At 49.8% G+C, this 23,652-nt stretch carries 23 protein-coding genes; 6 read left to right on the top strand and 17 right to left on the bottom strand.

Annotated features, from left to right (window positions below; translation table 11 throughout):
• Nucleotide 1: 1 nt before the first annotated feature.
• The 6 genes from A3K92_RS03700 to A3K92_RS03725 form a co-directional block, all read right to left on the bottom strand.
• A complete protein-coding gene (locus tag A3K92_RS03700) occupies nucleotides 2-985 on the bottom strand; it encodes a DHH family phosphoesterase (protein WP_088884975.1) in 984 nt (327 codons plus the stop codon).
• 95 nt (nucleotides 986-1,080) lie between these two features.
• Nucleotides 1,081-1,395, bottom strand: coding sequence for a DUF3194 domain-containing protein (locus tag A3K92_RS03705; RefSeq protein WP_088884976.1), 315 nt, complete (start codon nucleotides 1,393-1,395; stop codon nucleotides 1,081-1,083).
• 25 nt (nucleotides 1,396-1,420) lie between these two features.
• Nucleotides 1,421-1,774 (bottom strand): prefoldin subunit beta, encoded by a 354-nt coding sequence (locus A3K92_RS03710; protein WP_088884977.1) that lies wholly within the window; start codon nucleotides 1,772-1,774, stop codon nucleotides 1,421-1,423.
• 69 nt (nucleotides 1,775-1,843) lie between these two features.
• On the bottom strand, nucleotides 1,844-2,089 hold the full coding sequence (gene pcc1, locus A3K92_RS03715) for a KEOPS complex subunit Pcc1 (RefSeq protein WP_232460915.1): 246 nt from the start codon (nucleotides 2,087-2,089) through the stop codon (nucleotides 1,844-1,846).
• The gene (locus A3K92_RS03720) at nucleotides 2,082-3,227 is read right to left on the bottom strand and encodes a cation:proton antiporter (protein ID WP_088884979.1); all 1,146 of its coding nucleotides are present in this window, start codon (nucleotides 3,225-3,227) and stop codon (nucleotides 2,082-2,084) included. The genes pcc1 and A3K92_RS03720 overlap by 8 nt, the downstream gene beginning before the upstream one ends.
• A gap of 58 nt (nucleotides 3,228-3,285) precedes the next feature.
• Nucleotides 3,286-3,912, bottom strand: a complete 627-nt coding sequence (locus A3K92_RS03725) for a ribosomal biogenesis protein (protein ID WP_088886032.1) — start codon at nucleotides 3,910-3,912, stop codon at nucleotides 3,286-3,288.
• 344 nt (nucleotides 3,913-4,256) lie between these two features.
• On the opposite strand from A3K92_RS03725, the gene A3K92_RS03730 reads away from it, so the two are divergent.
• Genes A3K92_RS03730 through bgaS (A3K92_RS03755) form a run of 6 tightly spaced genes read left to right on the top strand, consistent with a single transcriptional unit; the run spans nucleotide 4,257 to nucleotide 11,492 of the window.
• On the top strand, nucleotides 4,257-6,296 hold the full coding sequence (locus tag A3K92_RS03730; RefSeq protein ID WP_088884980.1) for an ABC transporter substrate-binding protein: 2,040 nt from the start codon (nucleotides 4,257-4,259) through the stop codon (nucleotides 6,294-6,296).
• 25 nt (nucleotides 6,297-6,321) lie between these two features.
• Complete coding sequence (locus A3K92_RS03735) at nucleotides 6,322-7,329, top strand: ABC transporter permease (protein ID WP_088884981.1); 1,008 nt, start codon at nucleotides 6,322-6,324, stop codon at nucleotides 7,327-7,329.
• A 9-nt stretch (nucleotides 7,330-7,338) separates the two neighbouring features.
• Nucleotides 7,339-8,187: an ABC transporter permease gene (locus A3K92_RS03740; protein ID WP_088884982.1), complete on the top strand. Its 849-nt coding sequence runs from the start codon at nucleotides 7,339-7,341 to the stop codon at nucleotides 8,185-8,187.
• Nucleotides 8,188-8,191: 4 nt separating this feature from the next.
• Entirely contained in the window at nucleotides 8,192-9,214 is a 1,023-nt protein-coding gene (locus A3K92_RS03745; protein WP_232460916.1) for an ABC transporter ATP-binding protein, read from the top strand.
• Complete coding sequence (locus A3K92_RS03750; RefSeq protein WP_088884984.1) at nucleotides 9,207-10,025, top strand: ABC transporter ATP-binding protein; 819 nt, start codon at nucleotides 9,207-9,209, stop codon at nucleotides 10,023-10,025. Before A3K92_RS03745 ends, A3K92_RS03750 begins: the two co-directional genes overlap by 8 nt.
• 3 nt (nucleotides 10,026-10,028) lie before the next feature.
• Entirely contained in the window at nucleotides 10,029-11,492 is a 1,464-nt protein-coding gene (gene bgaS, locus A3K92_RS03755; RefSeq protein ID WP_088884985.1) for a beta-galactosidase BgaS, read from the top strand.
• On the opposite strand, the gene A3K92_RS03760 is transcribed toward bgaS (A3K92_RS03755), so the two are convergent.
• The 11 genes from A3K92_RS03760 to panB all read right to left on the bottom strand — a co-directional run bounded on the left by A3K92_RS03760 (nucleotide 11,469) and on the right by panB (nucleotide 23,596).
• On the bottom strand, nucleotides 11,469-11,696 hold the full coding sequence (locus tag A3K92_RS03760; RefSeq protein ID WP_088884986.1) for a hypothetical protein: 228 nt from the start codon (nucleotides 11,694-11,696) through the stop codon (nucleotides 11,469-11,471). The genes bgaS (A3K92_RS03755) and A3K92_RS03760 overlap by 24 nt on opposite strands.
• 198 nt (nucleotides 11,697-11,894) lie before the next feature.
• The gene (locus A3K92_RS03765; protein WP_088884987.1) at nucleotides 11,895-12,581 is read right to left on the bottom strand and encodes an SDR family oxidoreductase; all 687 of its coding nucleotides are present in this window, start codon (nucleotides 12,579-12,581) and stop codon (nucleotides 11,895-11,897) included.
• A 25-nt stretch (nucleotides 12,582-12,606) separates the two neighbouring features.
• The gene (locus A3K92_RS03770) at nucleotides 12,607-15,798 is read right to left on the bottom strand and encodes a cellobiose phosphorylase (protein ID WP_232460917.1); all 3,192 of its coding nucleotides are present in this window, start codon (nucleotides 15,796-15,798) and stop codon (nucleotides 12,607-12,609) included.
• A 35-nt stretch (nucleotides 15,799-15,833) separates the two neighbouring features.
• Nucleotides 15,834-16,844 (bottom strand): glycoside hydrolase family 16 protein, encoded by a 1,011-nt coding sequence (locus A3K92_RS03775; RefSeq protein WP_088884989.1) that lies wholly within the window; start codon nucleotides 16,842-16,844, stop codon nucleotides 15,834-15,836.
• Nucleotides 16,845-17,336, bottom strand: coding sequence for a type II toxin-antitoxin system VapC family toxin (locus tag A3K92_RS03780; protein WP_088884990.1), 492 nt, complete (start codon nucleotides 17,334-17,336; stop codon nucleotides 16,845-16,847). It lies immediately after the preceding gene.
• A 4-nt stretch (nucleotides 17,337-17,340) separates the two neighbouring features.
• The gene (locus A3K92_RS03785; protein WP_088884991.1) at nucleotides 17,341-17,550 is read right to left on the bottom strand and encodes a hypothetical protein; all 210 of its coding nucleotides are present in this window, start codon (nucleotides 17,548-17,550) and stop codon (nucleotides 17,341-17,343) included.
• The gene (gene bgaS, locus A3K92_RS03790) at nucleotides 17,531-19,054 is read right to left on the bottom strand and encodes a beta-galactosidase BgaS (RefSeq protein ID WP_088884992.1); all 1,524 of its coding nucleotides are present in this window, start codon (nucleotides 19,052-19,054) and stop codon (nucleotides 17,531-17,533) included. The genes A3K92_RS03785 and bgaS (A3K92_RS03790) overlap by 20 nt, the downstream gene beginning before the upstream one ends.
• A 2-nt stretch (nucleotides 19,055-19,056) precedes the next feature.
• A complete protein-coding gene (locus tag A3K92_RS03795) occupies nucleotides 19,057-20,556 on the bottom strand; it encodes a beta-agarase (protein WP_088884993.1) in 1,500 nt (499 codons plus the stop codon).
• A 55-nt stretch (nucleotides 20,557-20,611) separates the two neighbouring features.
• Nucleotides 20,612-21,856, bottom strand: a complete 1,245-nt coding sequence (locus A3K92_RS03800) for a CGP-CTERM sorting domain-containing protein (RefSeq protein ID WP_232460933.1) — start codon at nucleotides 21,854-21,856, stop codon at nucleotides 20,612-20,614.
• 216 nt (nucleotides 21,857-22,072) lie between these two features.
• Nucleotides 22,073-22,741, bottom strand: a complete 669-nt coding sequence (locus A3K92_RS03805) for a glycosyltransferase family 2 protein (RefSeq protein ID WP_088884995.1) — start codon at nucleotides 22,739-22,741, stop codon at nucleotides 22,073-22,075.
• Nucleotides 22,742-23,596: a 3-methyl-2-oxobutanoate hydroxymethyltransferase gene (gene panB / locus A3K92_RS03810; protein WP_088884996.1), complete on the bottom strand. Its 855-nt coding sequence runs from the start codon at nucleotides 23,594-23,596 to the stop codon at nucleotides 22,742-22,744. It lies immediately after the preceding gene.
• Nucleotides 23,597-23,652: the final 56 nt, after the last annotated feature.

Here is a 23,652-nt window from a genome sequence, read left to right on the forward strand (position 1 = left end):
TCTAGTCCACCTCCTTCAAAAACTTTTCAATTTCCTTCAGGATAAACCTAACTGCTTCATCAAGATTCTTCTTCCCGTTCGCACCGGCGGCTCCGGCGTGTCCGCCGCCAGAGCCATCTATGATTGGCCCGACCTTCTCCATTATCTTGCCCAGATGAAGGCCTTTCTTCACGAGGCTCTCCTTGGCCCTTGCGGAAATCCTGACGCCCTTCTTCTCGCTCCCCACTATAGCTATATCCGCCCCAAGGCTTAGAAACGTCTTGCAGGCGAGAGACTCGTAGGCAGAAACCTTTGAGACCGCTATGATGTACCTGCGGAACTTCTTTATTTCCAGCCTCTGGCATGCCTTCAGCATCGCTATTCTCTTTGCTTGGTCGATGTTCTCGTCGCTCACGGGTGCGACTAGCTGGAATATCTCCCCCATTTGGAGCGGGAAGCGCTCGAGCATCTCCGAAACAGCTTTGAAAGTTTTCGCGTTGGCAAAGCGAAAGTTTGCAGTATCTGTGACGATTCCAGCGAGCAGAGCCTTGACAGCGGCCTCGTTATAGAATCCAAGATATTTGAAAAGCTCCCAAACTATTTCGGCCGTCGAGGTTCTGGAGGAATCAACCACTGCTATCTGGGCTTTAATTGGCTTTTCCTTCTCCATGTGATGGTCGATAAGAACGACGGTTTTTCCCGTTGGAATCTCAACGGGTTCGAGCTGTTCGAGCGATGACGTGTCAAAAATAACAACGACATCCTCTTCAACGGAGGGATTTTTCTCAACTGGAACCGGCGAGAAGGCCAGAAGTTTCTTCGCATAGGAGGATACGCTCTGGGCAACGCCTATCCTAACTTTCTCAACGCCGACTGATTTTAGGTAGAGGGCAAAGGCTATGGCTGAGCCTAGGGAATCCGGATCGGCGTTATGGTGGCAGAGGAGGAGAAAGGACTTGCCTTTTGAGCTTCCAAGAAAGCGTTTAAGCTTTATTTTGCCTTTCATTCCAGTTCCTCCAGAGCTTTTCAATCCTCCGCAAAGCGCCTCGCCACCTCGCGGTAATCCATCCCTCTCACCGGATAAATTTACACCTTGAAAGTTTAATCCTTTATGGCAAGCGTTTTCAGCTTCTTCTCAACGCTCTCATAAGCTCTTTCCAGGGCTTCGTTGATAAGGGAATCAACGTTCACCTTGACGAAGACTGGAACCTCAAGATAAACCTCGATCTCGAGGTCGAGGGTTTCATCCCGGTTAATTCTCGTCGTAACTTCGATGTCCTTGACGTCACTTCTGTTCAGGACATCAAAGATATGCTTTATAATGACCTTTTGTGCCAGCTCACCGAGTTCAATCAGTTCCTCCTCGCTCAGTTCGGGAAGACCTATGTGAATAACTTTCTTCTCGCCGCTGGCCATGGTCACCACCGAAAGAAAAGAGAAATCAGCCGGCTGTCGGCGGCCTTAGGGCGGACTGTATCTGTGCAGTGAGCTCCTTGAGCTTCTCGTTGAGCTTCTTCTCCTGCCTCTCTAGGGCGTTGAGGCGAACCTCAAGGGTCTCTATCTTTTCCTTGAGCTCCTCGACGACCTTGGTCTTCTCGGTTTTAACGATGAGAGTCCCTACCGTCTTGTAGATGACTGCATCATCGGGCAGCTTTTCGATCTCCTCAAGGGCCTTCTTGGCCTCCGTCAGCTCAAGCTGAACCTTCTGCTTCTGCTGAACAACGAGCTGAAGCTGCTGCTGGTAACTCTCAAGCTGGCCCAGCATGGCCTGAACCTGCGGCGGAATGTTCTGCATCCCAAACACCTCCGTAATCGTAATGCCGGGTTAGAATAAGTTGGGGCCTTTAAATAGTTTCGGTGAAAATCAGAGGTCTATTGAATCCAAAGCAACCTTAATCCATCTAAGGTAAGAGTTAAGGGTACCTCTCAACGCTGAGTTATCGGTGGCCTTGAACTCAAGCCTTATTTTTCTCCCGTTCAGGGTGAAACTGGCCCTCGTTCTCCTGTAAGGGACAGTCTCGTGCTCTATTCTGACGCTTTCATAGACAACCCTCGCCACTTCCTCCGTGGGGAATTCAATCTCTATGTAGCCCTCTATTGGCTCATTCACTTTTGCTCCCCCCAAGATGGCTGATGACGAGCCCGATACTGGCAGAGACGAAGATTCCCAGTATACTTGACAGAGACGCCATGGCATACATGTGCTCGCTCAGCACGCCGTAGGAGTAGCCAACCTCCCCCACAAGTAGGCCGAGCACTCCGAAGCTCGCTATCCCAGCGGCGCGGGTCAGGGAAACCTTAACGTTGCGCTCCCAGACGAGCACCGTAGTCAGGAGCAACCTCACGAGATATATAACTGCAAAAAAGTAGAGCACCTCCAGGGAAAACTCCGTCTCTAGGTTTATCCCCCTCCATGCGAAGAATATTGGGGCAAAAATTCCGTAGGTAACCCCTGAAATGATTGTGTGGACTCTCTCAAACTGCTTCGTTCCCATAAGGTCGCTGTGGAGCATTAGACCGACCAAAAATGCCCCTATGCTGAAGTGCAGGCCAATCTCCTCACTTATCAGCGCAAGCGAAGTGGCCAGTATCATTACCATGCCAAAGACGGCTTCGTCGCTTCTGAGATTTCTAAGGGCCCGGATTATCTTGACTTTCTGCTTTATCCCAAGTACATAGTTTATCCCGAGAACCACTGTCAGGAAGACCACATCCTTGACCAGCTCCAGGAAAAGCTCGAAGTAGCTAAGGTGGTGAAGTTCGAAGTTTATCACGATATACAGAATTGCTAGCGTTCCAACTTCGCTTATGACTGCGTATGAGAGCGCTATGTGGAGGAATTCCTGGCCAAAGAAGCGCGTGAGTCTTATGACTATGGGAGCAGATGCAACGGCCAGAATTGAGGCCACTATGAGGTTCTCGACCCCAAATTCATAGTTAGTGAACGGTAAAGTTAGCAAACCCATCGTGATCAGCGTTATAACGTAGATTGGGAAGCTCTTCTTCCCGCCTATGCGGACTTCCTCTGGAGTGAGCTCAAGACCAGCGTACATCATGAGGAAGAAAACGCCTAACTCGGCCATGAGAGTTAAGTCATCACGTGGAAGGTCGTGGAGAAAAACTCCAAGCAGAAGACCTGCGGTTATCTCCCCCAGAAAGCCGGGATAACCAATCCTCTCAAAGACCTCTGCAAAAATCCTTGCAGTTGCTATTATGACGAAGACGTAGCCTATAACGTCAAACGTCAAGGGGACACCTCCGAGTAAAGATTTCGGGAAGGAGAGAGGAACTTTTAGTAAGTCCTCATCAGTCCTTTGGCTTGATACCGAGGGCCTCCTTGTAGTCCCATCTCCGGCCGTCTTCCATTATCCATATCTTGACCAGTATAAGCGGTCCAACGGCCCTTTCCTTGGTTATGTCAAGGCGGTAGAAGTTGACGGCCATTCCCCTTGGATAGTTCTCTATAACGCCGATTACATCCGTGTTGTTTTTGTCAGCTATTGTCTGAAGGCTCTTGTTGCCTCTGGGAACGAACTTACCGCCGGTGAGCTCTGCAAAGACTTGAGCGAAGGCGGTGTGATCGATTCCAACGCGCTTGGCCGTGGTTACAACGAAGGGCATCTCTTCCCTTATGGGAGGTATGTTCCTGAAGCCTATCTCACGCTGGAGTTTTATGCCGTGGAGGTAGAGATAGCCAAGGTAGCCCCAGTCCTCTGGATCGACCTTAATGAAAGTCATCTTGAGCGGGTTGCCCTTCCAGACGTTGATTATCAAAAGCCTCTCGTAGTTCCTGTCGTAGGCCTCCATGAGGAGGTCTTTGATAGTCTTCTTTCCCCTAGTCATGTAGAGTGAATTGGGGAAGACCCTCTCCAGGTCGTGGCCAAAACTTCTCGTCCTTCTCGTCGGTCTGTGGGATGTTGTTATCAGCATCATTGCATTCCTTAGCTTTGAGACATGGTTAAAAAGCTTTCTCATCGGCAGATTTTTTATTCCTGATCTCGCGGGGATGGGCACGAATCGAGAATGTGTCGAAACCCAATAACCTTGTACTGGTATGTCTATCTATGTCCTCAAACCTGTTCTTATAACGTTCAACATCTCGAGTTATCCAATACCTAGAATTCTTCCTAAGTACCTCATGCCCCCATGCCAAGGATATTTTTGGACCCTCAATATATAAAACCCTTTTTGTTTTATAAAAATCCAATAAATTTATAAGGTCGTGCATAAATGATCATTACAGAAAATCATGTACACATGTACAGGGGGAAGCAAAGATGGTGAACAAAAAGAAAATTGGGGGCATGTTTTTACTTCTTGTTTTTGTGGGATCATTTTGGGGACTCCAGCCGGTAAGTGCACAGATTTCCCTTCCCAGGGAAGATACAGTCTTCGTAACTGGAGCCCAGTGGAGCCCGGCATCAACGTGGAACCTCTTTTCACCTTCCCAGACCTGGGGAACATACACCAGCGGAGGCTTCATGTACCTTCCACTATTCCAGTATATAGCCGGTCTGAACGTCTGGGTGCCAATTATAGGGGAAAGCTTTGAGCTCGTAAACGAGACCACTCTCATAGTCCACCTGCGCCCTGAGGCCAAGTGGAGTGATGGAGAGCCAATAACCGCGGAGGATGTAGTGTATACTTTCGAGCTCTCGAAGAAAGTTGGTTCCGGACCCGCGGCCGGTTCTGAGCCTTATATCGGAGACGTTAAGGCAATTGACTCACACACGGTCCAGTTTACAATAGGGCCTGAGAAGAACCTCCCAATGTTCCTCCTCTATGCGCTCCAGTTTGCTCCCGCTCCGAAGCACATAATCGAACAGGTCTATCAAAAAGTCGGAAACCATATCATAGAGTGGAGGAACTGTGGTGGAACCTGTGACGACGTTGTCTCTACCGAAAACGGCGACGTGACCATAAACGTCCCGCAGGTGGTTTCCGGGCCATATAAGCTCTACTACTTCGACGAGCTCAGAATTGTTTATGAGAGGATAGACGACTGGTGGGGCAAGGACATCTTTGGCCTTCCGGGCCCAAAATACGTAGTTCACAGGATCTACCTGAGCAACGAACAGGCGTTGCTGGACCTCAGACAGGGAAACGTTGACTGGTCAGGCATATTTATCCCCAACGTTGGCAACTTTAAGGAGATAGGCACGTTCTACAAGGGCAAGCCCTACTTCAGGCCGGGAGCGTTTGTCATGCTTTACTTCAACCACAAGGATCCAATCCTCCAAGATCCCAATTTAAGAAAAGCTATCGCCTATGCAATAAACTACCAAGAAGTCCTCACAAAAGCGTTCTATGACTACTCCCCACAGCCCTCAATGTCACTGGTGTTTACGGTGTTCCCCCACTACAGGATGTGGCTCAACACCACACTTGCCCAGGAGTATTGGGGCAACCCTGAGGGGAAGATACCCTATGATCCAGAGCGTGCCAAGCAGATTCTTGCTCAGGCGGGATACAAAGATGTCGATGGGGACGGCTTCTTAGAGACCCCAAGCGGTGAGAAGATCGAGCTGAACATAATAGTCCCGACTGGATGGACCGACTGGATGATAGCCGCAGACTTGATAGCACACGACCTTCAGAAGATTGGACTAAATGTAGTGGCAAACCCCGTTGACTACGGTGCCTACTGGGGCATGATAAACGGCGCCGGATACACCCTTGCCCTGGGCTGGACAAACTCACCGTCATTCTACCACCCGTGGGACACATACAGATACGTCCTTGACCCAAGGCTCACACCTCCCACCGGAAATTGGGGCTTCTACAACAACTCCAAGGCCTTGGAGCTTCTCGTTGAAGCAGCAAAGGCAGAGTCTTCCGAGGAGCTGATGAAATACTACACCGAGATTCAGAAGCTCATATACGAGGATATACCAGCCGTCCCAATTGCCTATTCAGTCCAGTGGTATGCCTACAGCGAAAAATACTGGACCGGATGGCCAAACGAAGATAACCCCTGGTGGACGGAGGTGGCACCGTACAGGGAGTACTCCCTACCGCTGTGGCTACTCTTTGGACTGAAAAAGAAGGGAGAGCCCGTTAGCCCGCCGCAGTGGGCAAAGCCCAAGGACGAAGGAGGTATATTGATACCAAACAAGGAAGTCCTCTCCCAGCTCAGCGGAGTTTTCGTGCCTGAAGTCAACGTAACTGAAACATTCACGACTTCTTCAACATCAGAAACTGAGACTCAACCACAACCACAGGCACCGGCGAGCAGCTCAAGATTCATTGTTGGAATTTTGGGAATCGTAATAGCCGTTATAGTCATTGTAATCGGGGCCAGGAAGCTGTCTAAGTGATAAATACCTGGGCAGGTGGTGATGAATGCGACCGATATACAGATACCTCCTCATTAAACTTTCTTTTTTACTTGCCACTTACTTTGTTGCTGTGACCATAGCATTTGTTCTTCCCAGAATAGCACCGGGCAATCCAGTGCAGCAAATCATAGCTGGACTTTCCCAGGGTTCGCTCTCTCCAGAGTTGCTGGATCAGTACCAAAGAAGACTTATAGAGGAATTTGGATTAAACAAACCCCTCCACGTTCAATATTTTGAATTCCTTAAAAATGCATTCTCAGGAAATCTCGGAACCTCTATCTCCTCTTACAGACAGCCGGTAACAAAACTAATAGCATGGCATCTTCCATGGACTCTGCTTCTCCTTGTGCCAGCTACTCTGGTTGCATGGACAATAGGAAATTATCTGGGTGCGAGGGCCGCGTACAGAAGAGGTACCCTCTTCGAGAAGAGCGTTGTCTCAACGGGCATAATACTCTCCCAGATCCCCTACTACTGGATGGCGATGGTGCTCATATACGTCTTTGCAATTAAATTAGGCTGGTTCCCTTCCGGTTCTGCATATGATCCCACTTTAGCTCCTTCCCTCAATTGGGAGTTTATAAAAAGCTACCTGCATCACTATATACTCCCATTCCTTTCCATAGCCCTGGTTAGCACGGGCGGATGGATAATAGGGATGAGGGTTTTAGCGGCGATGGAGCTTGGGTCAACCTATGTCAAATTCTCCGAAATGCTCAATGTACATGACGAGATTATATTTAGATATGTCCTCAGAAACTCCCTACTTCCGCAAGTGACAGGGATAGCTATTCAGCTGGGAACCGTCATGGCCGGACAGATAATTACAGAGCAGCTTTTCAATTATCAGGGAATGGGCATTTTACTCGCGAGGGCTCTAGGATCTAGGGATTATCCACTAATACAGGGAATATTCCTGATTCTCATTGGAACACTGCTCCTTGCCAACTTCATAGTCGAGTTCATTTATGTGCTGATAGACCCGAGAATACGCTTGGGGGCTAGGGAGTGAGGTGAGAACATGAACAAGGAAATATTTTATTTGCTCTTTAGGAACAAAAGGTTCGTGATAGGCTTCAGTATACTGGTATTCGAGATATTACTGTCACTGTTCGGAGCTTACCTGTACCCAATTGACCCCTTTGATCCCGCGGGGCCTCCAGCGTCTCCCCCAAACAGTTACTACCTCCTAGGAACTGACCAATTTGGTAGGGACATCCTTGCTCAGGTGGTAGTTGGCATTAGAAATTCCCTTTATGTGGGAGTACTGACTGGAATCTTCTCCATTGCCATAGGCCTTACAATAGGAACAATAGCGGGGATAAAGGGCGGACTAATAGATGAAAGCCTGATGGCATTCACCAACGTCGTCCTCACAATACCCAACGTGTTGCTGGCCATTATCATAGCTACCTACGTGGGTCTTGAAAATGCAGGGCTAACCCTTGTGGCAGTTATAATTTCTTTAACAGCCTGGCCATGGTTTGCAAGGGCAATAAGGGCACAGTTCCTGAGCCTTAGGGAAAGGGACTTTGTGCATTTCTCCAGGATGACAGGGTACGGAGACCTCAAGATAGCAGTTTTTGACCTGCTCCCCTACGTCACCACGTATACCATAGTGGCTTTTGTGAATTTTATGAACATAGGAATAAACGCGGAAGTGGGTTTAAGCATACTGGGACTGACACCAATACACATAATGACCCTCGGAAAAATGCTCTACTTCGCTGCAGTGACTCAATCATACTTCCTGGGCCACTGGTGGGTCTTCATACCTCCAGGAATTCTGCTCGTTGCGCTATCAACCTCCCTGCTTCTGATAGCCACTGGAATAGAGCAGGTGTTCAACCCAAGATTAAGGGAGATGTAAGGTGATGGCAATGAACAAAAGAATGGTGTTGGAAAATCTAAGGGCGTACTACCGACAGCTAAAGGGAACCACCGAGTATCTTGTAAAGGCGGTTGATGGCGTTAACCTGGAAATCTATGAGGGCGATATTTTGGGTCTGGTTGGTGAGAGCGGATGTGGAAAATCCACCCTTGCAAAAACCATGATGATGGACCTTACTCCGCCCCTGCAGTACATGGGAGGAAAACTACAGATTATAAGCAGAGATGGGGCCGTATTCGACATAACCCAGTTTAAAAGTAAAGACCAGGTCAAGAGAACTTTATGGGGAAAACACATAGCTTATGTTCCCCAGGATGCTTTGAACGCCCTTATGCCAACGATAAAAATTAAGAAAATAGCCTATGATGTCCTTAGGTCTAATGAGAGCGGCATTACTTTCCAAGAAGCTGTTAAAAAAGCGAAAGAAAGGCTAACCGAGCTGGATCTCCCCGATTACGTAACCGAGCTTTATCCCTTCCAGCTAAGCGGAGGAATGAGGCAGAGGGCAGTGCTGGCTATGGCAACACTACTGAACCCCGAGATTTTGATAGTGGACGAGCCGACCTCGGCACTTGATGTGACGACACAAAAAATAGTTCTGAAGTCTCTACTCAAGCTGAGGAAACTTGAACTCGTTGACAGTATAGTTTTCATAACTCACGATATATCCACGGTGAGGCAGATAGCAAACCGCATAGCCGTTATGTACGCTGGAAAAATCGTAGAGGTCGGGCCAACGGAATCAATCATCAAAGACCCACTTCACCCATACACCAAGGCCCTCATCGAGTCTGTGGCATCAATAGAACCGGAAGGGAGGGAAAAAGGCATTTCTTACATTCCTGGGCAGCCTCCCAACTTGATAAATCCCCCGACAGGGTGCAGGTTCCATCCAAGATGTCCCTACGCTATGGAGATTTGTAGAAAAGAGGAACCTGAGTTGGTAAAGATCAATGAAAGCTTGGTTGCATGCTGGCTGTACAAAGGGGGTAGGGAAAATGTCTAAAGAAATGCTCGTCTGTGACCATGTCACCAAAATCTTCACTTCCGGTTTCATAAAAAAGATCGAGGTCAAAGCCGTTGATGACGTATCTTTCACCGTGAGAGAGGGAGAGATAATATCACTGATAGGACAGAGCGGTTCGGGAAAAACTACCCTGGGAAAGATTATCCTCAGACTGATACCTCCCACCTCTGGAAGAGTGCTCTTCTACGGTAAAGACATTTGGCGGGACATAAAAACGAAGGAAGAACTTAAAGAATACTGGAGACAGGTGCATGCAGTCTTTCAAAACCCCATGGGAAGTTTCAATGAGTTCTACAAGGTAGACAGAGTTCTTAACCAGGCCTTGGAGCTTATAGGCGTCGACCCTAAATCAGAAGAGGGGATGCTATTAAAGGAAGAATCCCTAAAGGCAGTGGGTCTGAACCCCGACGAAATCTTGGGAAAGTATCCCCACCAGCTTTCAGGAGGACAGCTTCAGAGGGTAATGATTGCTAGGAGCTGGATACTGAGACCCAAGCTCCTGATAGCAGACGAGGCAGTTTCGATGCTCGATGTCTCAACTAGGGGCAAGATAGTGGAAATTTTCAAGGAGCTCAGAAATAAACTGGGAAGCTCCATCATTTTTATATCGCATGACATAGGCCTGTCTTACTTCATCTCAGACAGGATTTTCATAATGTACAAGGGGAAAATAATCGAAGAAGGGACTCCTCAGGAAGTAATTGACAACCCGAAGCATGAGTACACAAAAACCCTGGTGGAGAGTGTTCCGACGATATACAGAAAATGGGAGGACTTTCTGGAGGTATGAAGAATGTACAAGTTTCCCAGAGATTTTCTTTTTGGATATTCCTGGTCCGGATTCCAGTTCGAGATGGGACTCCCCGGGAGCGAGGTTCCGAACAGCGACTGGTGGGCATGGGTTCACGACATTGAAAACATAGCGGCAGGCCTCGTTAGTGGAGATCTGCCGGAGAACGGGCCTGCTTACTGGGATCTATATAAGAAAGACCACGATATAGCGGAAAGCCTCGGAATGGACGCGATTAGGGGAGGAATAGAGTGGGCGAGAATCTTCCCCAAGCCAACGTTTGACGTGAAAGCCCGCGTTGAGAGGGATGAAAAGGGCAACATAGTCTCGGTGGAAGTTCCTGAAAGTTCAATTAAGGAACTCGAAAAAATAGCGGACATGAATGCTCTAGAGCACTACCGGGAGATCTACGCGGACTGGAAGGAGAGGGGAAAGACTTTCATACTCAACCTCTACCACTGGCCATTACCCCTGTGGCTCCATGATCCTCTTAAGGTAAGAAAACTCGGACCCGACAGGGCTCCGGCGGGATGGCTTGACGATAAGAGCGTCGTTGAGTTCGCCAAGTTTGCGGCATTCGTTGCGTACCACCTCGACGACCTCGTTGAGGTCTGGAGCACGATGAACGAGCCAAACGTCGTGTACCAAAACGGCTATACAAGGCCGACTCATGGTTTTCCGCCGGGGTATCTGAGCTTTGAGGCCGAAAGAAAGGCAAAGATGAACCTCATCCAGGCCCATGCCCGGGCCTACGATGTTATCAAAGAGTACTCTGACAAAGACGTGGGGGTAATATACGCATACACATGGCCCGACCCGCTCAGGGAAGATATTGAGGAAGAAGTGCGGGCGATAAGGGAGAGGGAACTCTACAGCTTCGTTGATGCCGTCCACTTTGGAAAAGCTGCCGACGTCGAAGAAAGGGACGACCTCAAGGGAAGGGTAGACTGGCTCGGCGTGAACTACTACTCGAGGATTGCCTTTGACATGGTGAACGGCCACGTCCTCCCGGTGCCGGGTTATGGATTTTCCGGAGAGAGGGGTGGCTACGCCAGATCCGGAAGGCCCTGCAGCGACTTCGGGTGGGAGATTTATCCCGAAGGCCTTGAACAGCTCCTTAAAGACCTTGCAAAAAGATACGGCCTCCCCATGATGATAACGGAGAACGGCATAGCCGATGCCGCTGACAGGTACCGCCCCCACTACCTTGTAAGCCACCTTAAAGCTGTTCACGAGGCCATGAAAGAGGGCGCCGATGTGAGGGGCTACCTCCACTGGTCGCTAACCGATAACTATGAATGGGCCCAGGGCTTCAGGATGAGGTTTGGGCTCGTATATGTGGATATGGAGACCAAGAAACGCTATTTACGTCCAAGTGCTCTGGTTTTCAGAGAAATAGCGACCAGAAAAGAGATTCCGGAAGAACTTGAGCACCTTTCCAGCTTAGACTTCCTCGTGAGGAGGTAGTCCAGCCATCTCTTCTCTTATCTTTCTTCGGAGTTTTATCGCAGTTCTCACAATCCCCACCAGGGTGAGGAAAAATACTGTCAAGGCAACTTTGAAAGTCACTGTCCCGGTCTCTCCCCTCAATACTATAAGGGCAAACAGGCTCAGCAGGAAAAACCAGGTCAGGAAAAAGAGCAGTTGTCTGTACTTATCAAATCCGTCCATAACTCTCCCCCTGCAAAAGTTTAAGCATGGGAATATTAAACTTTCGATGTGTAGGATAGGTGGAAAACAATGAAGGTCTGTCTGATTATGGCGCCAAGCTGAAGGTAACAAGGCTGAAAAGCTACAGGTTTTCTTCTGTTTACCCTTTAGTACAATATGGTGAACACCCAGAAAAATCGAGAAAAAAAAGTGCTGGTGTCAGTAAATTGACCTGAACAGCACTTCCTCCACTAAAACGTGCTTTGGAAGCTTCAGCAGTGCCACAAGGAGCTCCGCAACGTCTTCAGGCTTCATAAAGCCTTCCTCTATCTTCCTTCCCGGCCTGCCGTAGAAGTAGGTGTCCACCATGCCCGGGCGGAGTTCGATAAACTTTACCTCAGGATTTTCCATCTGGAATGTCTTTGTAAAGGCCCTCGCCGCCCACTTGCTCGCCACGTAGGCCCCTGCATTGGCCAGTATCATCGTTGAGATGTAGGACGTGACGACCGCCACGGTTCCCCGTCTCTCCTTTAGGCTCGGCAGGAAGAGTTTTATAGTCCTCCAGACGCCGAGAGCGTTCACCTGGAAGACCCGCTCCATGTCCTCTTCACTCACCTCATCGAGCCTGCCGCCCATTGGTATCCCTGCGTTCGCTACGAGAAGGTCAACTCCCCCGAACTCCTCCAAAACTGCTTCAGCGAACTCCTTCAAGCTCTGGGGACTTGAGACATCTAGATAGCGGTAGAGGACTTTAACACCGTGCTTTTCCTCCAGCTCCTTTGAAAGCTCTTCCAAGAGGTCAACACTCCTCGCACCAAGGGCCAAGTTATAGCCCTCCCGTGCAAGTGCTTCCGCAATTGCCCTACCAATACCCTTTGAAGCGCCGGTAACGACGGCCACCTTCATTTTTCCACCTCCCAAAAATGGAAGATTAACCCGCCGGAAAATAAACGTCTATCGAGGCCACCTTTCCGTCCCTGACAGCCCTGGCAAGCTCCCCTTTAACCTTGTTGCCCTCTACCTCAACTTTCCTCCCGTCGTTGAGGTGGAGGAGGATTCTGACTTTTCCGAGGTTCAGCTTCCAAGTGTCCACTTTAGCTGGATTGTGGTAGGTAACCCTGCACCTCGAGAACAGATTGAAGCTCACCTTCCTCTCCTCGTCAAACAGCCAGCCAGGCAGTGCGGGCCTGAAGGAAAGCACGAACTCGCCGTTTTCTGTATCAAATGGCTTCTCCCCTATGAACATGTTCTTCCAGATGCTCAGGAACTCCGCATTTGCACCAGTAAGCCGGGCATAGAACCCCGCCCCGTGTAGGGACTCGTCGGGATAGGCGCTGCTGACTATGAAGGATGTGTTTTCAAGCGGACTCCTTCCGTAAACGGCCGGGTCAAGGAAGGCAACGATGACATTCCGGAAGTCCTCGTAAAACTCCTCGTAAAGTCCACTTCTTATAAGTTCGAGCATGTATTTGTACTCCATGTGTAGCCAGATGGACTCGTTCTCAAGCCACCCCGGGGTGAAGGCCCTTGCCCTGCCTATCTCTATTGGCTGGTCTTTCAGGGAAGCGTTGAGCTTGTACATCTTCAACTTTTTGTCATAGAGGTCGCTCTCCTTGACCTTTTTGTAAACCTCCTTCAAAAGTTCCTTGTCATTCCTGAAGATTTTGAATTGCTTGACGGCACCTTCAAGGAAGAGCGGCATTCTCTTCTGCTCGAACTTCAGAATCCTGGTCTCACCCTTTTCATTGACCTCATACTCCACTGGTTCATAGTAGAAGTACATCGGCATTATGCCGTTGTTCTCCTCTATGGCCCTCTCGAGGCCTGCCCTGAGCTTATCGTGGAGGAGCTTCAGACCATCGAGGAGTTCTCTGGCTTTAACTTCCACTTCTTTTCCGTCAAAACCAAGCTTTGTCCTGTCCCTGTACCTTTCCCGGAGCTCTGAAAGTGAATCCCACAGCCAGTGATCCCTGTCTTCATCCTCCCTGCCCTTGTATTCTTTAACGAGCCTGACTTCCTCCTCAAAGAGCTCCCATACCTCAACGGGGATTCTAAGTTTAATCTCGGGAAACTCCTCAAGGGAGTCTATTAAAAACTCAAAGAGCCTCACTAACTCTGCAGCCTCTCCTACCGACGAGCCAAAGAGCCCCGGAAGTCCGTTGAGGGCATCGTACCAGCCCGGCTTCCCCGCTTCCATCTCTATTCCCATTCCAGCCGGATCGAGTGTCGCGAACTTGATGAATGCAAGGTTGAGGAGCTTGGTGATAAGGTTCGTGCGGTATATCTCTCCCCTTCCGTTCTCCCTCCTCATGAGGTGCCTGTACTCCTTCCGGGACTCAATGAGGGCCTTCTTCTCTTTGTCCTCGACGAGGGAGTTGTACTGCCTCACCCTGCCGTTTTCGAGCACGTACCTCTTTGACCTCGGGAGCACCACCATGGCGTTGTCGTAGTAGGTGTAGCTGTAATCCTCAAACAGGAGCTCCCTCTTCTTCTCGGGGTACACTCCAAGGTAGCTCTCTATCAGGTCGAGGTTGTACGTCCAGTGGTCGCACCAGTAGCCCTCCCCGTGAACCGCATCAACCTCCTCCTCGCAGTGTTCAAGGACTCTGCGGAGGAACTCCTCTTCGGAGACCTTCAGGTCTATTCCCTTCTCCTCCACGAACATCATCAGTCTTCCGGGGGTGAACGGCTCCTTCAGGAACTCTTCAAGGGGTTCCGGATTGTCCACAAGCTCCTTCAGGAAGTCCATCCTTTCAGCTTTCATGCGGTATTTCACACCGTTGATCACGAGCGGGTTGTAGCCGTCGGCCTGTATGAGGTTCATGAAGAACTTGACGTCGTAGTCCCTTATCTCGGGGTGGAAGAAGACGTTCTCCCTCCTGTTCTGGTTAACGTCCCTGAAGTTCCCGTTTCCGGTCGAGTAGTATTCCGGAACGAGCACGAAGTAGTTGTAGTCCCTCTCCTGGTCGCCGTGCTTTCTCAGGTAGATGTAGTACACAAAGGGATTTTCTTCCTCAAGGAGCAGGGGGTAGCCTCCCCTGAGGACGTTGTCAAGGTAGCACTGCTTCGAGTACTCGTCAAAGAGCCTGGAAGAGGTTTGCGTCCAGATGTCTTCAACAATCTCCTCTATTATCTCGCTGTTCTCAAGGTACTTCTTCTCAAGGTACTCTTCGCTGGCGAACTTCTTCTCGTATTCTTCGAGGAGGGCTATGTGTGGAACATAGCCTATAACGGAGTGTATTTTGACCTCCTCACCGGGCATGAGCTCGGTTTCGAGGGGCGTGAAGGCGGAGGGTATCTTGTTGAAGGTCACCTGCTTTTCACGGACCAGCTCACTCAGGGGTTTCCTGATGAAGTTCTCAGGGGAGAGTAACGAGCTGTCCGTCCCAAACACTATATCGGGGTCAACTATCGGCCTCACGAGCTCGCTCGTCTCACCCTTCTTCACGAGGGAGATGTAGAACGTCCCCTCCGTGAGCTCCGTGACCTTTGGAACGTCCTCCGTTGACGACTTCAGCTTGAAGAAGGGCATCTTTTTGTCGAGGTTGTAGACCTCCATCCATGCCTTAATGAGCGTGGTCATGTGCTTTATGACGTAGTCGTTGACGCCATAGGGGATTATCATGGGCATTCCGTCAAGGAGCTCAACCTTCTTCGGGGAGTCAGAGATGTTCCTTATCCTGACCCTCCTGATGAGGGCGGGTATTCTCTCTCCGGGGAGCGTGTAGTAGAGCACGCTGATCCTGAGTCCCAGTTCTTCGTTTATCTCCTCTATTTCGAGCTCGTTTCTCCCTATGTACATCCTCTGCTTTACCCTTCCCTCCGAGGGAGTGAAGGCCTCATAGGTTACTCCCTCATCCGGGAGCTTGATGAAAGTCCTGAATCCGAGGGTTCTAACCGTCTGGTAGGCCCTTATTGCGGAGTTGAACTCCATTATCGGGTGGTCCTTGTCCTGCACGCCGAAGGAGCTCACGCATTGTCCTCTATTCACGTAAAATACCCACATGGGTATGCCTTTCTTCCCCGCTATTCCGGGTAAGAAGCTTGCGAAAGGCCTTAAGCGGTTGTAGTCCTCGATAACAAACCTGCCCTTTTCATCGAACCTGTACTTTTCCATGTCCATCACCCCGGAATATTGAATAAAAGTGAAAAGGACATTCAGTCCTCAACGAGCTTATAGACCCTCACGTAGTCAACATACATCCTTGCCGGGAACTTTGTTGTGGCATCAGGCGGTCCCGGCAAGTTGCCTCCAACTGCCAGGTTCAGGATTATGTAAAAAGGCTTGTCAAAGACCCACTCCTTGCCCATGGCCTCAACCTGCTCCTTCGTGACCACGTGATAACGTGTACCATCAACGTACCACTCTATCCTGTCCGGGAACCAGTCAATGGCAAAAACGTGGAATTCTTCCGTGAAGTCCGGAACCCCTTCTGGGAGGGTGTAGCTCTTGGTTATACCGCGACTTCCTGAATATCCTGGCCCGTGAACGGTGCCGTGAACGATCCTTGGCTCATGGCCGAGGAACTCCATTATGTCTATTTCACCGCACTGGGGCCACCCGACTTCCCTTATGTTGCTTCCCAGCATCCAGAATGCCGGCCAGAGCCCCTTGCCCTTCGGTAGCTTCATCCTAGCTTCCACTCTCACGGGTGGGGAAAATTCTACCTTCCCCTCGGTTTTGAGCCTTGAAGAGGTGTACATGTATGCGCCGTACTCGTCGGTAACCCATTCCTTTCTGGCCTCTATCACGAGTATGCCATTTTCTATCCTCGTGTTGTTTGGTGAGTAGTATTCTAGCTCGTTGTTCCCCCATCCGGGGATTCCATACGCTGCTCCGTTCCCTATCTCAAACGTCCAGTAGTCTTCGTTTACCTTTTCACCGTCAAACTCATCGTGCCATATGAGTTTCCACCTTCTCCCATTCTCCTGGATTTCAGCGGGCACTTGTGCTGTGGAGGTGGTAGTCGTAGTGGTGGTTGCTTTGCTCGCTGTGGTAGTTTTAGTGATAGTGGTGGAGGTCTGAGTTGTGGAAGTGCCGTTAAGTGTTTGAGTGGTTGAGGTCCGGGATGAAGAAGGTGTAGTCTGTGTTTCTCCTCCTATGCACCCGCTTATGAAACCGCCAAGCATCACGACCAGAATTAAGAGGCCCAGAAGTTTTTTGTCCATTTAGATCCCCTCCGAAAGCTGTTTTGAAATCGCCTCAGAGCTATCTTTTGAGAGCCCGAGAGCGACCTGTTCGAGCTCTCCAATAAACTTTTCAGTGCTTATCACGTCCAGCCCGTATTTCTTGAGAGGCTTATACTGCTCGGGGCTGTCCGTTATCAGGAGGGCGTTTTTTACTATGGCCGTAACCCCGACGAGGATGTCGGTGGTGAGCATCTTGGTCCTGCTTTTCAGGAGGTTTTTCGTGATTATTGCGCCCTTGACGATTATCTCGTCATCTAGGGGGACTATATGGTAGAGCTCCTTTAACACGGCCATCACATGATCTGGATTTTTCCCCAGAAATACCTTCGTGAAGAGATACTCGTATACACTGATCTGCGGGACGAGGATTTCAAACCTCATCAGGGCAAGCTCAAGGAGGTCTTTGTTTCTTTTGGTGTGCATACGCAGGAGGGCGGAGCTGTCGAAAATTATTCTTTTGGGCATTTTCATTACTCTATTCCTCCTTTAGCTTTTTCAGGACCTCCAGAGCAAGCTCGCTTTCCTCTTCGTCGAGACTTAGCTCTTTGAGTTTCTTGTCCAAGTTTGTGGAATGCCAGGTCTCTATCAGGATCTTGAGGACCTCGTCGTATGACCTTGCATCGAGCTTGGCCTTGAGCTTCTTTATCGCGTTCCAGGTCTCCTCATCAACGGCTATCGTCTTCACGGCCCCTCACCCCGAGGTATTCCCTCTTAATCCTCTCGGTTAAGCCGCCGTTTTCAACGATCTCTCTGTAAACCTCCAAGCTTTCCTTCCTCGGGAGTCTCTCTTTTGTGATCATGTCAACGGAATACAGGCCAAACCTCATCCTAAAGCCCATCGCCCATTCGTAATTATCCGTAAGTGCCCAGTGGAAGTAACCCCTGACGTCGAAGCCAGACTCGAGAGCCCTCTCTATGTAAGCCACGTGTGAGGCGATGAAATAAGGTCTTAGCAAGTCTTTGGAATCGGCGATTCCGTTCTCCATTACATAAACGGGCTTTCCATACTCTGAAGCGGCCTTTATGCTGTTGTATATCCCCTCAGGATACACTTCCCATCCAAGGTCGCTCACGGGGTACCCATCCTTTGAAAGCTCGTTTGGTGGACAGGAGTACCCATAGCCGGGGACGCCCCTGAACCCCGTTATTGGGATTTCGGGGAACTTGGGCTCGGAATGAGTGACCACTTCCCTTGAGTAGTAGGTAATCCCTATCCAATCGAGCCTCTTTAGATGAGGCACCTTTATCGTGGTCTCCATGTCGAACTCGATGTTGAGGTCACCCCTTGTTAATGCCTGGAGCAAAAGACCGCTGTGGAAGAAATCGGTCATCTGAGCCGCTTTAATGTCCTCAGGGTCATTGGGGTCCTTTGGATACGAGGTTCCAACGTTGTTGGCAATTATCCCTATGGGTGCTTCTTTCTCAAACTCCCTTATGGCGTCGTAGGCCCTTGCGTGGGCGTTTATTATGTTTATGATGGCTTCCTTTGCACGCTGCGGGTTAACAACACCCGGTGGGAACCCCGAGTAGGGGGCAAGATATCCGAGCTCCACCATCACCATCGGTTCGTTAAAGGTCGCCCAGATGTCCACGAGGTGTCCGAACTTGTACGCGAGGTAGGCCGCAAATTTGGCGAACTCGAGAACAGACCTCTGGCTCACCCACCCGTTTCTCTCGTTTTGCAGGTTTGTATCGCGGGACTCAATGGGGTCGTGAAGCCATAGGGGGTGGGTGTAGTGGGTAAGGGTCAGGGCGACCTTGAAGCCGAGCTTCTTCAGGTTCGTGAGGACGTGAGTGTAGTGGTAAACCTCATTTTTGTTTGCTATCTCGTCAAGCTCCCTGAGGGTCTCTTTGGTTATTTTTACCCTCTTAATGAGCCCGTTGCCGTCGAGCTCGTAGTCAACTTCAACCCCATAGGTGGGACAGGGAAATATTCTACTCCACTCCAGGTTTAGGGAGTAGGCGTTGAGCCCGAGCTCCTTGGCCAGTGAATGGTCGAGAGGATAAAGTTCGTAGTTGTTGATGCCTTCCTCAGGTAGATCTCCACTTACGAGCTCTTTCTTCAGGTTAACGGGGTCTCTTACCCAGTGCCACCAATCGCTCCTTGTGTCCAGGTTCCTGTTGAACCTGTCACCCATTTCAAACTGGAAGCCCGATTGCGAAACTCCCCAGAGGAACTCTTTTTTCATTTCTAACCCTCCTCATAACCCTTCATGTGTATCTCTTCAATGTTTCTATTCAGCTCGCTGAACATCCTGACCATTTCCTCGTAGGGCTCATCCTCAATGTTTACGAGGCCGTAGTTGCTGTTTTCCCCGTCCCATCTTCCCTCTTTGGGCTCATCAGACCATTTGAACCAGTGATATCCAACGGCATACGGAAGTTTCATAAAACTCTCTATGAAGCGCTTTGTGTATTCGGCCCTTTCTTTTTGAGTCTGAACGGTGATTCCTGCCCCAACAGTATTGGGAAGCCCAGAATCCATCGCCCTGAACGAGAACTCGGTTATCATTATAGGTTTCCCCGTAATTTCATGTATGTGGTCCAAGTACTCCTTCGGTGCCACTTGGAAGTTATAGAGATTCAGTGAGATAACATCAACGTACTTTCCGGCGACTTCAAAGACAACCTCGGGTGGCCTGATGAAAGGAGAAACCGCAAACCTCACCCCAAGTATTAGGTGGTTTTGATCCACCTTCCTTATGGCAGTTGTTGTCACATTAAAATACCGCTCAGCGTATCTCCTCAAAAACTCCTTTCTTGCTTCCATAAACAGGGGTGTTGATGGGAGGTCACCGGTATAGGTAAGCAGGTCATCAAAAGATTCATAGCTTGTCTTGAGCTCCTCGTTAACCCGGGTAATGCTCCCATTAAAGGTCTCTTTCAAAACTTCCACTGCCACTCTCTTTCCGGGGGCCTCAGGGGGTAACTTCATGAAATCATCCAAGAGGTGATTGCCCGATCTCCAGTCCGGCCCCCAGCGAAGTTCGTTGTCTGTAAAGAAGCCGATTATCATGGGGTTGTCCTTCAACGGTTCAACATTGAAGTACACTGCTTTCCTCACGTACTCCTCAAAATCATCCTTGAAAATGTCGGGCATGGTGCCGTGTTCCCAGTTAAACCCATATTTTGCCCCTATATCCAGAAGAACGGTATACGGGAAATATTCGTACAGTTCCGGAGAAGACCAGCTCCCCACAGTATTGAAACCCCACTCAACCATCCTATTAACTGTGACATTGATCCACAGGCTTACATCCCCATACTTTCTCAGTACATTGGCATAATATGGGGAATAACCTAACTTGGGAGAGTGATCGCCCAAATAATTTATGGCATTTACCCCCTTAGAGACAAAAAGGTAGCCTTCCGGATCAACAAGCCAGTATGTCCCGTTCACCACTTCAACCCTAAAAAATCCTGACGATTCAACCCGCACCTTTTTCCATCCCCCAAAATCAGAATATTCCCCAGGAAAATTCGCTTTAGGTTTGGGGGAGTTGGTCACGGCAGGTTCGGTGGGGGAGGATGAATTAATACTCTCGCTAGAAGAACTAGTTGTGGTGGGCTGGGCGTAAGAGGACGAACCCATACCCTCATTCCCTGTCTGTGCGTTGTTTCCAATACATCCCAAGATCATAGTGGAAGCAAGTACTAAACCAAGAATCTTGAGGAATGACGTACTCTTCATATTTTACCCTCCTTTGGGTAAAATATAAAGCAAGGAAAACAAAATAAAACTCAAATCAACGCCTCTTTCTTAGGAGGAGTGGAACTACTGCCAGGCTGATTATGGTTGCTGGGCCGCAGAGTCCTCCACCGCTGGTGGTTTCGGTCTTGGTTTCTGTTTTTGTTTCAGTTTTAGTCACCGTCTCAGTCTTGGTTTCAGTCTCAGTCTTCGTCGTAGTACGAGTAACAGTCTCAGTAGTAGTCTTAGTCACCGTCTCAGTCTCCTTCACCAACACATACTTAGTCACAGTCTTAGTACCCTCACACGAAGACGTAGTCGTGTTTGTTGGGGTAGTCGTAGTGGGAGGTGCCAGGAGCTCGGAGACCTCCTCGGGGGACAGGACCCTTGCATCGTGGAGTATCCAGCCGTAGTTGAAGGCTGTGCCTTCGCTTCCGCTGTAAGAGCCTATGGATATTGAAGTCCACTGCTGGTTCTCAACGGGTATGCCGAAGAAGTCAGAGAGCTGCTCGATAACCTTGTCGATCATGGGCTTTATGTCAATTATGACGTCTCCGGAAGCTGGAAGCTGCTCCTGCGGCATGAAGAGAAGGACTCCCCATCCTCCTCCGGACAGGGCTCTCTGGATCGTGAAGTTCATATCTTTCATTTCTCCGTTCAAGATCACTGTGGAGGTAACTTCTCCCACCACTGTGTAGTCACCAACTATTCCTCCAAAGTCGTCGAAGAACGGGATGTAGATTTCCCCTATAGGTGCTCCCGAACTGCTGTCTTCAAACCAGATGTTTATACCGTATCTTACAAGGGTGTCATCTCTTCTGGCTACATCGTATTTCGCTTTCACCCATATGCTGTCGTACGTTGACACGTCGGAAGCCGGAAGCGGCAACTGGAGATATGAATATCCTCCAACTGGTGGTTTGTCTCCCCACCACTGGGCCGGGGCCCTTCCGTCGATGATAACCTCTGGCGTTGCCCAGGCTATTCCGCCCCACTGCGTGCTTACATTGCTTAGGTCAACGTAGAAGGCAACTTCTTCCGTGCTTTTGATGAACCTCATGAAAACTTCTCCCTGGCCACCAACTATGTTCCAGAAGTTGGTCTGCATCCAGATGGTTCTTCCATCACTAAGCTGGATGGCGCTGTCAAGGAACTGGTCCCACCAAGTAAACTGAATATCGCCCTCTTGAGGTTCAGCTGCTGCGATTTCTCGTATTTCCTCTAAGGTCATTGCTGAAACAAACCCCAAAAACACTAACGACATAACAAAAACGCTTACGGCTTTTGTCGCCCATCTGGCCATGGAAATCACCAATTTGGAATTGCAGAACAATTCTATATAAGCCTTTCGCCTTTTATATAGCCCGCTTAAGATTATAAAACATGACGATAAATATAACATCCCCACAATTAGGGCATTGAGACTTCTCTGCAGGAGGGGTATAAATGGATCTATCTCGCCGTGAAGAGCGTGAAGAGTGAGGCTTCCGGAAGAAAAAGGTGAAGATAGAGAGTTGGCTCAGAACTTGAGGTACGTCTCTATAAAGCGGATGACGTCCCTAAAACCAAAGCGCCCCTCCCGGTTTGCATCGTATATCACACCCACGGGAACTTCCATTATTCTCGCCCCCATCTTCGCGGCCTTTAGCAGCATTTCCGTCTCAACCTCGTAGCGGTCGCTCTCTATCTCCGGCAGAAACTCCCTTCTGTAAGCCCTGAAACCGCTCTGGGTGTCGTAGACATAAGTCCTGAGCTTGAGGCGTATCATCCGGGTCGTTATCACGTTGCTCAGCCGCCTTAGGAGGGGCCTTTTGCCAGCTTTCTCAATCTTGCGGGCCCCTATTACCATGTCGGCATCTCCATCAACTATGGGCTCAACGAGCTTGATGATGTCCTCGGGCTTGTGCTGGCCGTCGGCGTCCATGAAGACAACGACGTCGCCCGTGGAGTTTTTCACTCCCTCACGCATCGCGCAGCCCTTTCCACAGTTCTTTTCCAGCCTGATGGTCTTTATCCTTTCATCTTTCTCTGCAAAGGCCCTTGCCACTTTGTAAGTTCCATCCAGAGAGCCGTCATCCACAACTATAACTTCGTCTACGAAGTTTGGAATCTTCTCCAGCACTTTGGGGAGGCGTCTTTCCTCGTTGTAGGCGGGGATAACAACGCTTATCTTCTTACCCTTAAGCATTCACTTCTCCTCCAGCCTCTCACGGGCTTTTTGGGCCTTTCTTCTGAAGTCGTCCTTGTCGAGGAACTCCCAGTAGTGTTCTCTTCCCGGGAATTCTCCGGCCTTGACTTCTCGGTTGTAGCTCTGAAGGGCTTTCAGTATTATCTCACCGAGGTTCGCATAGCGTTTCGCAAAGGGCGGTGAGTTCTCATAGATTCCAAGGAGGTCGTGCCAGACGAGAACCTGGCCGTCGACCCACGGCCCGGAGCCTATGCCTATCGTTGGAATCGAGACCTCCTCGGTCACGAGCTTTGCGACGTCAGCGAGGGTGAACTCTATGACAACGGCGAAAGCTCCAGCCCTCTCAAGGGCCTTCGCATCCTTGAGTATTTCCTCTATCTCCTCTTCGGTTTCCCCCATAATCCTGTAGCCGCCGAGCCTTAGGTAGCGCTGGGGCGTCAATCCTGTGTGCCCCATAACTGGAATTCCCATCCTGACCAGCTTCCTGACGAGTTTCTCGTGGTCGGCACCGCCCTCAATCTTTACCGCGTCGGCCCCAGCCTGAATTAGCCTGATGGCGTTTTTTACGCCCTCTTCAACGCTAACCTCGTAGCTTCCGAAGGGCATATCTGCCAAAACCAGAGCCCTCTTTACGGCCTTCGCGACTGCCCTCGTGTGGAAGACCATCTGCTCCATGCTTACGTTGAGTGTGTTGGGCTCGCCGTAAACCACCATGCCGAGTGAATCGCCGACGAAGACGATGTCGATTCCCGCTTTATCTGCCAAAAGTGCCGACGGGTAATCGTATGCTGTAATCATCGTGATTTTTTCCCTTCCCTTCATCTCGCGAATCTTCTTCGGCGTAACCTCCCTCATGCCACCACCCACCTCATTTCGAGGCTGGTCTAATTAACGGTTTCGATTGGTTTATA

The sequence above is a fragment of the Thermococcus gorgonarius genome, from assembly GCF_002214385.1.
In the GTDB taxonomy this organism is placed as follows: domain Archaea; phylum Methanobacteriota_B; class Thermococci; order Thermococcales; family Thermococcaceae; genus Thermococcus; species Thermococcus gorgonarius.

Coding starts and splice junctions, on each gene's coding strand:
- A3K92_RS03700 (WP_088884975.1), bottom strand. CDS start 985: ATGAAAGGCAAAATAAAGCTTAAACGCTTTCTTGGAAGCTCAAAAGGC.
- A3K92_RS03705 (WP_088884976.1), bottom strand. CDS start 1,395: ATGGCCAGCGGCGAGAAGAAAGTTATTCACATAGGTCTTCCCGAACTG.
- A3K92_RS03710 (WP_088884977.1), bottom strand. CDS start 1,774: ATGCAGAACATTCCGCCGCAGGTTCAGGCCATGCTGGGCCAGCTTGAG.
- A3K92_RS03725 (WP_088886032.1), bottom strand. CDS start 3,912: ATGATGCTGATAACAACATCCCACAGACCGACGAGAAGGACGAGAAGT.
- A3K92_RS03730 (WP_088884980.1), top strand. CDS start 4,257: ATGGTGAACAAAAAGAAAATTGGGGGCATGTTTTTACTTCTTGTTTTT.
- A3K92_RS03735 (WP_088884981.1), top strand. CDS start 6,322: ATGCGACCGATATACAGATACCTCCTCATTAAACTTTCTTTTTTACTT.
- A3K92_RS03740 (WP_088884982.1), top strand. CDS start 7,339: ATGAACAAGGAAATATTTTATTTGCTCTTTAGGAACAAAAGGTTCGTG.
- A3K92_RS03745 (WP_232460916.1), top strand. CDS start 8,192: ATGGCAATGAACAAAAGAATGGTGTTGGAAAATCTAAGGGCGTACTAC.
- A3K92_RS03750 (WP_088884984.1), top strand. CDS start 9,207: ATGTCTAAAGAAATGCTCGTCTGTGACCATGTCACCAAAATCTTCACT.
- bgaS (WP_088884985.1), top strand. CDS start 10,029: ATGTACAAGTTTCCCAGAGATTTTCTTTTTGGATATTCCTGGTCCGGA.
- A3K92_RS03760 (WP_088884986.1), bottom strand. CDS start 11,696: ATGGACGGATTTGATAAGTACAGACAACTGCTCTTTTTCCTGACCTGG.
- A3K92_RS03765 (WP_088884987.1), bottom strand. CDS start 12,581: ATGAAGGTGGCCGTCGTTACCGGCGCTTCAAAGGGTATTGGTAGGGCA.
- A3K92_RS03770 (WP_232460917.1), bottom strand. CDS start 15,798: ATGGACATGGAAAAGTACAGGTTCGATGAAAAGGGCAGGTTTGTTATC.
- A3K92_RS03775 (WP_088884989.1), bottom strand. CDS start 16,844: ATGGACAAAAAACTTCTGGGCCTCTTAATTCTGGTCGTGATGCTTGGC.
- A3K92_RS03780 (WP_088884990.1), bottom strand. CDS start 17,336: ATGAAAATGCCCAAAAGAATAATTTTCGACAGCTCCGCCCTCCTGCGT.
- bgaS (WP_088884992.1), bottom strand. CDS start 19,054: ATGAAAAAAGAGTTCCTCTGGGGAGTTTCGCAATCGGGCTTCCAGTTT.
- A3K92_RS03795 (WP_088884993.1), bottom strand. CDS start 20,556: ATGAAGAGTACGTCATTCCTCAAGATTCTTGGTTTAGTACTTGCTTCC.
- A3K92_RS03800 (WP_232460933.1), bottom strand. CDS start 21,856: ATGGCCAGATGGGCGACAAAAGCCGTAAGCGTTTTTGTTATGTCGTTA.
- A3K92_RS03805 (WP_088884995.1), bottom strand. CDS start 22,741: ATGCTTAAGGGTAAGAAGATAAGCGTTGTTATCCCCGCCTACAACGAG.
- panB (WP_088884996.1), bottom strand. CDS start 23,596: ATGAGGGAGGTTACGCCGAAGAAGATTCGCGAGATGAAGGGAAGGGAA.